This window comes from Bacteroides sp. OF03-11BH, from assembly GCF_003604005.1.
Lineage (GTDB): Bacteria > Bacteroidota > Bacteroidia > Bacteroidales > Bacteroidaceae > Bacteroides > Bacteroides ovatus.
In genome coordinates, this window is sequence record NZ_QTMW01000052.1 from 25,954 (window position 1) to 36,608 (window position 10,655).

Annotated in this window: 6 protein-coding genes; all 6 read right to left on the reverse strand. The window is 38.0% G+C overall.

Annotation, left to right across the window (positions count from 1 at the left end; genetic code table 11):
* Nucleotides 1-56 precede the first annotated feature (56 nt).
* Nucleotides 57-1,850: a hypothetical protein gene (locus DXA54_RS23975; protein ID WP_120080882.1), complete on the reverse strand. Its 1,794-nt coding sequence runs from the start codon at nt 1,848-1,850 to the stop codon at nt 57-59.
* A 23-nt stretch (nt 1,851-1,873) separates the two neighbouring features.
* Nucleotides 1,874-3,883, reverse strand: a complete 2,010-nt coding sequence (locus DXA54_RS23980) for a family 10 glycosylhydrolase (protein ID WP_120080884.1) — start codon at nt 3,881-3,883, stop codon at nt 1,874-1,876.
* A gap of 17 nt (nt 3,884-3,900) precedes the next feature.
* Nucleotides 3,901-5,787, reverse strand: coding sequence for a RagB/SusD family nutrient uptake outer membrane protein (locus DXA54_RS23985; protein WP_004297583.1), 1,887 nt, complete (start codon nt 5,785-5,787; stop codon nt 3,901-3,903).
* Between the two features lie 13 nt (nt 5,788-5,800).
* Nucleotides 5,801-8,800, reverse strand: a complete 3,000-nt coding sequence (locus DXA54_RS23990; RefSeq protein WP_120080886.1) for a SusC/RagA family TonB-linked outer membrane protein — start codon at nt 8,798-8,800, stop codon at nt 5,801-5,803.
* Between the two features lie 47 nt (nt 8,801-8,847).
* Nucleotides 8,848-10,026: an AGE family epimerase/isomerase gene (locus DXA54_RS23995; RefSeq protein ID WP_052587885.1), complete on the reverse strand. Its 1,179-nt coding sequence runs from the start codon at nt 10,024-10,026 to the stop codon at nt 8,848-8,850.
* A gap of 131 nt (nt 10,027-10,157) precedes the next feature.
* Nucleotides 10,158-10,655, reverse strand: a 498-nt coding sequence (locus DXA54_RS24000) for an MFS transporter (protein WP_032852219.1), incomplete at its 5' end; no start/stop codon positions are given.

The following is a 10,655-nucleotide window of genomic DNA, read 5'->3' on the forward strand; positions in this document are numbered from 1 at the left end:
TTGATAAGAGATTAAATAGGACCATATCAATTAGGTATGGTCCTGTTTATTAGTTGTTATTTACACGCTATACGATAGAAGTATAAGCCGGAACCGGTGCAGCCAAATACTGCATATAGTTCATTGTTTTTCACCATTAAACAAGCAGAAGCTGTGCCATTACCATTAGCCCCCGATGCTTCCATTGTATAATTGAATATTTGATTATATTTACCATCAGTTATATCACAAATGCGCATAACACCTTTTTGATCTCCCGAATATGCTGTATATGCTACATACACACGGCCATTAATTGTTATTACATCTCCACCACTGGTTCTAACTCCAGAACTTCTGGAAACTTCTCCCATAGTACTGTTCATCCAAATAAGACCATTAGTTGCACTTGTACTAAAGAATCCCATATATCCGGTCATACCTATAGGCATCGGAACCACGCTCCAATAGAAACTTGGAGTAGCAACAGGAAACGCATATTTTTGAGGAGTAGGATTCACAACTCCATTTGTAACTTTCCAAACAAAGACATCTACCGACTGTGCTTTAGTAGCAACTATTGTAGCATCACCATCTAAATCACCAATAATGCCAATACCAGCTAAACGAGGAGTCGCAGATTCACCAAGAGCTGATTTATCATATGAAATAAATTCTTTAGCTTCTGCTGTTACATTACTCCAACGATATAATACAGGTTTATCTCCAGATAAAGCCAATGAAGTTCCAAGAATATTACCTTTGTCATCTGTAGCCATTAGACGTATACCATGTCCTGCAATACTTAACCCTTTTTCATTCAAATTTTCGATTTTATTACCTGTATAGTCAAAATATGCTGGGGTTTTCTTAGTTGAAGAATGGTTGCCGGCAATAATATAAGGGTCACTAATTCCTACACTAATTAAGTTGTCGGATCCAAATCCGGCTAATTCTGTATAGTCTTTTTTGAATACAGGTTCTGCAGAAATTTGGGGTATACCAATAGTGAACTCTGTTGTTACCCCATTACTTCCTTTGATTGAAACCTTATTGTTACCATTCATCAAATTTAATCCTTGTCCAGTGAAAGATTCATCTATTTTATTTCCAAATCCAGTAGTCAGTTCTACGTTTACAGAAGTAAAATCCATTAACGCTGGAATATACGGAACTGCTACATTCTTATCATCCGTAAGCACATAATCTGTTTCAACTCCATTGATCGTCATCGTTTTTATAGATGCAGGACCTACTTCTTCCGTAGTGATAATAAACTCATAAGTATAGATTGTTTCTTCATCTACACCTTTTATTTTAAAACTTCTCGGATTTGTATAGTCTAGTGTAACACCATTCTGAAAGTCCATAATTGTTCCATTAATATATTCCATGGTAACCTTTAGTGTTGTCAAATCAGTTTCTTCCGGAACCTGGACAATCAATGATTCTTCACCTGTATGAATGTCACTATTAGGAACAGTCATTCCTTCTATTATGAAAGATACCAATTTAGGAGGAGATTGGATGCGCAATTTTGTTTGTACAGTGGTTCCATCAAATCCATTCAATGTTAAATCAAGGGGTTTACGAGCATCGTATTCCTGATCATCTATAAAATTAGCAGTACCATTTATAACCAGTAATTGTAATTTAGCTTTAGATAAATCGACTCCGGTGGGAATCAATACAGTCGTCTCTGCTGCACTGACAGAAGAAGGTGTGTATAATTCATTATTCACTTTGACTCCTACTATTTGCACAGATTCATAGGCTCTGTTTTCGTCATCATCTGAACAAGAGCTAAAAGTTACAGTAAAGAGTGTAGTAATACACATCATACTGAATATTAAGTTTATTAGTTTTTTCATCTTTCACGAGTATTATATGTTCATTATTTTTTCTTAATGGAAAAAGCTATTTTCATTTGTTCGAAAAAAGTATTCCAATCAACATAACAATTATCGAAAATCATCAAACCTGATGAATTCTTTAGTGAAGCCCCAAACACTTTTCCCTGATCGGTAACACTTAAATCAGGCAAACTCATTGAACCTAACAATGGAATTTGTCCACATGTAAGGATATTCCCTAGAGTAATGTATCGATTGACTTCTTTAGGCGTTTTATAATAAGTTCCGATCATCAGAAAGTCTAAATTGTTTAAGTAACTTGTTTTATTGTAATTTTCTCCGTAGATTTCACTATCTGGAAATGATAATCGATCATCATATTTAAATTGATTACTAGCCCAATTTACTCCATTTTGATAATATACTTCATACCAGGACCCTACATAAGCTGCCATTTTTAAATCCGGATTCTTTTCAGTTTTATACTTATCTACTAATGAGCGAATACGTCCGGTAAAGTCACAAATAGTTTGAGAGCGGAAAGTAATCCATTCTTTAAAGAATTGACCTTTTACTAATGTGCCTTCTTTGTCTATTTTGAAAGCATCAGCAGGAAAGTTCTCTAAAATTTTGCCTTCTTTCTCCAGGTATTCTTCAAATGCGTTTCGAGTCACATGACTAAAGTCAGCATATAAATTATCATAACGACAGCGATCTAATACGATACCATCTATATCATAATTTTTTAGAACTTCTTCCACGCGCAACAATTGAAAGTCCTGCACTTCTTTATTAGAAGGATTTACAAAAGCTAAAGCTAACAGTTTACCTTTAGCAGCTTCTTTCCCTCTTGTACTTTCTGTGATTTTCAATAGTTTACCTTTGTCTTCGGGGCGTTGCACTATTTCCTCCCAGTCTTTATGTTCATGAAGAATGGCGTAATCATTTACAGTAATATTTCCTTCTGTGAAGAAATTAAAACTAGTATAGACTTTGAGTCCAATCTTATGTGCTTCCTGGAGTACAACCTCCAGCAAATCAAATCCATCATCCTTCACTTGTTTATTCGGATTTTTGGTTGCAGTTAGATAAGGAGTTTTTGAAAGATCGTTTTTGCGGTAAGAAACATATCCTTCTGGTCCTTTTACATCTAACCCAATGGAAGTGAACCCTGCTTTCTTTGCGTTATTAACCATAGTGGCTACAGCTTCTCTATTAGTTAACACCTTTGCATTAGGAAACTGCTCCACCCACATAACCAATTCACTCTGTTGTTGATTTGGAACTTTGGAGAATATGGCAACAGACTTACGAGTAATTTCTTTCCCTTCTTTTTTCAATATCCAATTGAAGAAATTAGTACCATCATTCAGAGTTAACTGATTACGAAATAGCCCCTTTGTTGTAACAGCTACTGGTTTTGTTTCTGTTCGGTTTTCTATAAACAACTGATAATTGGCTTTTTTATCATAATTAGCAATACAACCGCTTAATGTAGTCTTACTTCCTACAACAGTAAATAAGAAATCATTATCCAATTCTATTTGAGGCGGAATACTCCCTTTGGAAAAAGCAATCACTTTATCCAATGAATGTACTTCTCCATCAATCCGCAGCTTTACAACATCTCCTACATGGAAGTTCTCGGCAAGAAATTTACGGTAACCATCCTTTAGATAGTCAGTATCATAACCAATTAATGCAAACTCTGCCTGTCCCAATGTTATATCCAAAGGAGCGCTAAATGCTGGTTGAGCATTTTTAGAGATTACACCATTCAGGACTTTAATCACTTTCATATCTCCATTTATCACTACGGCTGTATATGTGCTTTGAGTCGATTTTATAGCTTTTTTATATTCCGTAGATAATAGGACAATTCCTTTTTCTTGCTTTTCCCAGTCAGAATTATTGAATAAGTCTATCTGCTTTTCAGGACCGCGTACAGTTAATGTCGGATCCGGACTTGCAGCTTCAATTGTCACTACGGTCTGTGCCGATATAAAAACCGGCACTAACAGTAATGATAATATAATAATTAATCTATTCATACTAAACACATTAGATATTACTCACCATATCCTTTATTTTGTTCTAACCAAGGACATTTATTTCGCTCTGTTTGTGGAACAGGCCATAAGTAATGCCTATTATTCCAACTACGACCTTTATCACGAGATCTTAATTTATCACCATATGCAGCATAACTAGCAATATCATTGATATCTCTGTCCGATCCTGAAGCGCCATAAGAAGGAACCATATCCGGAGTAGCCTGCTCATATCCATCAGGATATTTGCCTGTAGCCGGATCTACACCTGTCGCTTTCGGATAACCATAAGTGGGTTCAGCATTCTGAATATCACCTGTTCTCCAACGACGCATATCAAATAACATTAATGCCTCTTTGGCTAATTCCACTTTACGTTCACGACGTACAATTTGACGCATCTTTAATTGATCATTCTCACGTGTCGGGTCAACACTTAAGATACCAGGCATACCTACACGAGCTCTGACGCGGTCTATTGCATTTACTGCCGTTGCATCTAATTCATTAAGTTCTATTTTTGCTTCGGCATACGTCAAAAGAATCTCTGCAAATCGCATAATCAGGATATTATAGCTCGGATTGGCGTTTGCCTCATCATCAAAATGGTTATATTTTTTCCAGGCAAATCCCACGCCACTACTTACATATCCATATTGAGCAACAGCACCTGCATAATCTAAATTGGCAACCAACTTTTCATTACCGTCTTTATCCCAGGAAGTAGTTTGAGGATTATAAACTTCCATCAAGAATTTCATTTTATTATCTCCACCAGTATTACCGATGATAACGTCATGATGAGTGTAAACCGTTTCTTTTAAACGAGGGTCACGACTTTCAAATGGTTTCTTGGGGTTATATCCGGAACCTGTTTCATCAATACGTTTACCATTTTTCATTTCATAGGTATCTACTAACTGTTGAGTAGGAAAACGCCCACTTTGTCCAATCATGCGAACTTGTTCGCCTAGAGACATGTATTGGGTAAAAGAATGAATTTGGTTGGAAAACATCATAAATAACATTGTTTCCTTTTTTACGTCTTCTTTTAGTTGCCCTATCCGGGTAAACAGATCTGCATAATTAGTAGCCAGATCACGTCCACTTTCGTCTATAACTTTTTTAGAAGCTGCTGCTGCAATTTTAAAGTATTCTGTAGCTTTAGCCTGATCTTTTTCACCATCCATACCAAAACCAAATTTACACCATGAACCGGCATATAAAGCCAATCTGGCTTTCAGTCCTAATGCTACCGATTTATCGACGCGTCCATAATTGGCCGCTGTCCAAGGTAAAATATCCGCAGCTTCGTCCAATGTTTTTAATATATCATCTACAACTTCTTTCCAAGGTGTACGAGAAACTTGCTTTGTTTGTTCCTCTGTGACTGCAGATGTAAAATATGGAATATCACCCCATAAAGAAACTAGTTGAATATAATAATGAGATCTCAAAACCTGAATTTCTGCAAGGTAGGTTTTGGCCTTATCACTTAATTCATTATAAAAAGGCTTAGCTCCATCTAACACTGAATTACATCTTGCTACAGAAGTGTATAGAATAGACCACGTTTGTTCTACTGTGAAATTCGTACGTAACTCAATATTGCCAACGCCGATAGAACTATTGTCTGCGCGTTCGATACCATAAGGAGTATACATATCCCATAATATACAATAAGGTATACTACTAGTATTACTATGGTCCATCAGTAGACGTTGGTAACACCCATTAGCACCTTGTGCTATTGCACCATCGTTATTGTAAAAGTTGGATGATAAGTATTCACTCATAGGCTCTTTGTCTAAATAGTCACTACAGCCCGCTATCCCTAATGATAATATCAAAGCTCCACTTGCCAGAACCTTGTTATTAAATATATATTTGATTGCTTTTTTCATAATATCTGATTATTTAAAATTTTAAATCAATACCAAACGTAAATGTTTGCATAATGGGGTAGAATTCCCCGCCAACAGAGCCGCTATATGCAACCTCCGGGTCATATCCCTTATAGAAATTACTAATAGTAAATAGATTCTGTCCACTAGCATACACTCTCAAGCTACCAATATTTAATTTTTTAGTCCATGAATTAGGTAAAGTATAGCCTAAAACAACATTCTTCAAACGACAATAAGAGGCGTCTCGTACCCATTTATCAGATTTTTGATAGTTAGGGCCCGCATTGGCTTCAGGAACCAAAATCGGGTATGCTGCATCCTGATTGTCCGGAGTCCATGAATCCATTTGATGTCTGAAAAGATTTGAACCATTGGCAAAAGGTTTAAGACCAACTCCGCTCATGTAATTTACACGTTGTCCTACTCCTTGGAAGAATGCTGTAAAATCAAAATTTTTCCAACCAGCATTTAATGTTACGCCATATTCAAAGTGCGGGAATGGGTCACCAAGATAAACCATATCCCGAGTATCAATTGTCATAGGATCGGAATCTTCCCCCTGATAAACTTTAACATACTTAACAAATCCCGGACGGGCATCTCCTAATTTTGGAGAATTATTGACATCATCCCAGTCCTTATAGTATCCGTCAGTCACATATCCCCAAATACCTTTGTTAGGATAACCCTCTACCATTGTTTTATCTTGAGAATTAAGTCCGTTTAGATTAGTAATTTTGTTGCGGTTGTCACTTAAAGTAAATGTTACTCCATACGTAAAGTCATTTAATTTATTTTTATGACTGACACTCACTTCCCAACCCTTGTTGGACATATCTCCTGCATTGGTATACGCGGGACTCATTCCTACATAGTATGGTAATGGGAACTTCATTAACATATCATAAACATTTTTGATGTAATAATCGGCTGTAACGCTTAACAAACCATTCCACAAACTGAAATCAATACCAAAGTTTATTTGCTTTGATTTTTCCCAACTGATATTAGAATTAGCCAACGTCGTTTGGGCAACGCCTGATACTAATTCTTTGTCTGCTTCATCACCACCTAAATAGTATCCGTATCCAGTAGCAATGGTTGCAGCATAAGGATAATTACCGATGTTTTGATTTCCCAAAAGGCCGTAAGAAGCACGTACTTTTAAAAAGTCAAGCACTTTACGGGTAGGTTTCATGAAGTTTTCTTCAGATATGACCCAACCGGCAGATACCGAAGGAAAAAATCCCCATCGATTATCTCTGGTAAAGCGGGAAGAGCCGTCGTAACGACCATTCACCTCCAGTAAATAGCGCTGTTTATAGTTGTAATTCAAACGAGCATACCACGACATCATAGCCCATGAATTTGCCCCACCAGAGGAAGTTGCGGTTGCAGAATCTCCATTACCTAAATAATAACGTCCTAGGTCGAAACCCCTTTTTCCACCAGAGAAAGAAGTGTTCAGATTATCTTCTGCCTGGAAGCCGACTAATATTTTTCCATAATGGTCAAAGAATTTATTTTCATACGAAGCTTGTGCACGATAATAATTTCTAACGGTTTCGCTCCAGCTCTCTGTTAATGAATCATCTGTTGGATATGATCCCATAATTTGGCCTTTTAAAGACGTTGTATATGGGGTTATTAAAGCTCGTTCTCTACTTGTGGATTGACGACGAGAGTATTGTCCAACAAGCTCCAATCCCTTAATAGGAGTTAGAGTTAATGTACCGTTTACTACAGCATCCGTACCTTTACTTATTTTTTCTCCGCTATCATATGCCTGCGCAGTAGGATTCATTCCATTCTTTCCATATCCCCAATTTCCATCCAGCTCTCTGGCAGCAGAAAGAGTGGGCAACATATATAAAGACTGATTGATAATCTGTTTGGGAGTACTCAAACCCGGATTTACTTTTTTACCTTGTCTTAATGCTGTTTCAATACTAAACTTAGCCCATGGAAGTATTTGAGCATCTGCATTTAAACGAAGGTTGGTACGACTATAATTATCATTAGGTATCAAACCATCTTGATATAGATAAGTACCAGAACCGAAGAAAGTCAGTTTGTCACTACCACCACTAATTGTTACATTATGATTATGCATGATTGAATGACTTTTCATCGTTTCGTCTTTCCAATTTGTATCATACCTGTTCCAATTATCTGGACGTAATGTTTTTTGTTCTTCTATCTGTTGCAGTTGTTGAGCTCTTTGTGCATCGGATACTGTAATTTCTGCATTATCCCAAGCATTTAGTTCTGCTTGTAAATACTCCCATGCAGCCACCGGTTCGGGCATGTTAGTCGGGCGCTGAATTGTCAGATAGCCACTATACGTAGTTGTTATTTTTCCTTTTTGTCCTCTTTTAGTTGTAATAAGGATAACACCATTAGATGCCCGGGAACCGTAAATTGATGCAGAAGCTGCATCTTTCAGAACAGAAATGCTCTCTACTGTATTGGCGTCTACTTGGTCGATACTCATTTCAATTCCATCAACTAAAACCAGCGGATCCGTATTTGAATTAATAGAACCGATACCGCGAATTCGAATAGAGCCACCATCACCACCAGGTTCACCGGAAGTTTGCTGAATAGTCACACCGGGCATGGCACCTTGTAAAGCAGTAGATAAGGATGCTACGCTTCTTTTTGTTATAGTTTCAGAACTAACAGAAGATACGGCTCCGGTTAATGTAGCTTTTTTCTGTTTAGCATATCCCACAACTATTGCTTCTTCTAGCTGGATAGCATCAGTCTTCATCTTTACATTTAGTACAGAAGTATTTGCGACTAGTTCTTCTGTCCGGTAACCGACATAAGAGAAAACCAATTTACTTCCTTTCTTTACTTCAATAGAATACTTTCCATTAATATCTGAAATTGTTCCTTTAGACGTACCTTCAACAAAGATACTTACTCCTGGCAATACATCGGATTCATCAGAGACAACTCCTTTCACAATTAAATTCTGTGCTTGTATACTGACAGAACTTAGCATTAAAATTAAAAACAGAATTTTTCTCATAATATTAAATTTAGAACTAATTAGGATACTATATTTTTTATTTCTTCTAATGTTTTCCAGCACTGATACAGTCCTCTTGGCACATGGAAGCATCCTTTCCATTTTCCTCCTTTGAGTGGTAGCAATACTTCGCCTCTTCGGTTCAAGTAGCCATACCATTCAGGATATTCTTTATCCTTGAAATGCTCCCAAGTGTAGTCATGTACCTTTTCAAACCATTCCAAGCATTTTTTGTCTCCCGTCAATTGATAGCCTTTCAGCAGGGAAATAAGCGTTTCGATATGGACCCACCAGAGTTTCTGGTCCCACTCCAATTGTTGGGGAGGACAACCGTTACGATCCATAAAATAGTAGATACCTCCATATTGCTTGTCCCAGCCATAATTAAGCATCGTGAGAGTAGTCTCTTTGGCTTTCTCTATCAATTCCGGACGATTCAGACGCTTGCCTAGATCCATGATAAACCACATCGCTTCAATGGCATGTCCCGGGGTCACCTGACGGCCTTCAAAACAATCGACCAAATTACCGTCTATGTCCACGTTTTCAACAATGATACCTCCGAGTTCAGGACGATAGAAAACTTCCATCACTTCATGGATACAAGTATCCATTGTTTCCCGCAGATACGTTTCATCCAATAAATGCTCTATCTCCAGTGCCAAGTTACAGAGGATCATTGGCAAGGCAAAGTTCTTCAGATTACGGGTACCCGGATGAAGCTTATTCCATCTCCCTTTCGGATTATCCACTTTGGAAAGGATTATATCGAAAGTTTTCTTGGCAATGTCCGCATATTCCTGATTACCGGTTGTAAGGCTCAACTGTCCGAAAGCCATGGTAGCGAATGTATACGAGAATATATTGTACGGTTCTACCAATGGTCTACCCGAACGGTCGAGGGAAAAATACCAGTTATAATTGCCGTCATGTCCATATTTTTTTAGAAATTCGCCACCCTGAATGGCACAGTCTAGCCATTCCTGACGTTTCTCCACTTTGTTGTAAAGCATGGAGAACATCCATACCTCACGACTTTGCAGCCAAATAAACTTATCCGTATCGAATACTTTTCCTTCACGGTCCAGACAGGTGAAGTAACCACCATACTCATGGTCTTGTGAATGTTCAAGCCAGAAAGGAAGGACGTTGTCCAGGAGCTCATCCTTGTACAGACTTGCCAGTTTTTTGAAATCCATAATCGTATTTCCATTATAGATTGGTATGGGTAATTCAGCAGTTAAAGAGATGTCTGCTGAATGACCAATGTTATTCTTACTATCCATATTTATAAAATGTTAGTTTATTGTTATTAAGGTCTGTTTTATATTTATTCCGAACGGGTCCAGTATCTTTCAATCTCCTCCAGCGACTTCCCGGTGGTCTCCGGCACGAGTTTCCAGACAATTAGCATATACGGTACGCACATAACGGCAAACAGGAAGAATGTTCCGGCGGGGGTAAGGTTCTGGAGCATCCAGGGGGTTAACTGTCCGATCAGGTACGTTCCGATCCACAGAGCGAATCCTGCTATCGACATGGCCAGTCCGCGAACCTTGGTGGGATACATCTCCGAGAGGAGCACGAACACCACGGCACAGATAGACACGGCACAGCAGAATACATAGAACAGGAAGAAAACAAGCAGGAAGAGGCTGGATACTCCCAGGGAATCTCCGAAGAGGAAGTACAGGCCGATGAGAATCAGAGAAACAACCATTCCCGAAACTCCGTAATAAACAAGTTTCTTGCGGCCTACCTTATCAATGATGACAAGAGCCAGAATGGTGGTCAAAGTATTGACTAGTCCTACCAGAACTTGGTAAAA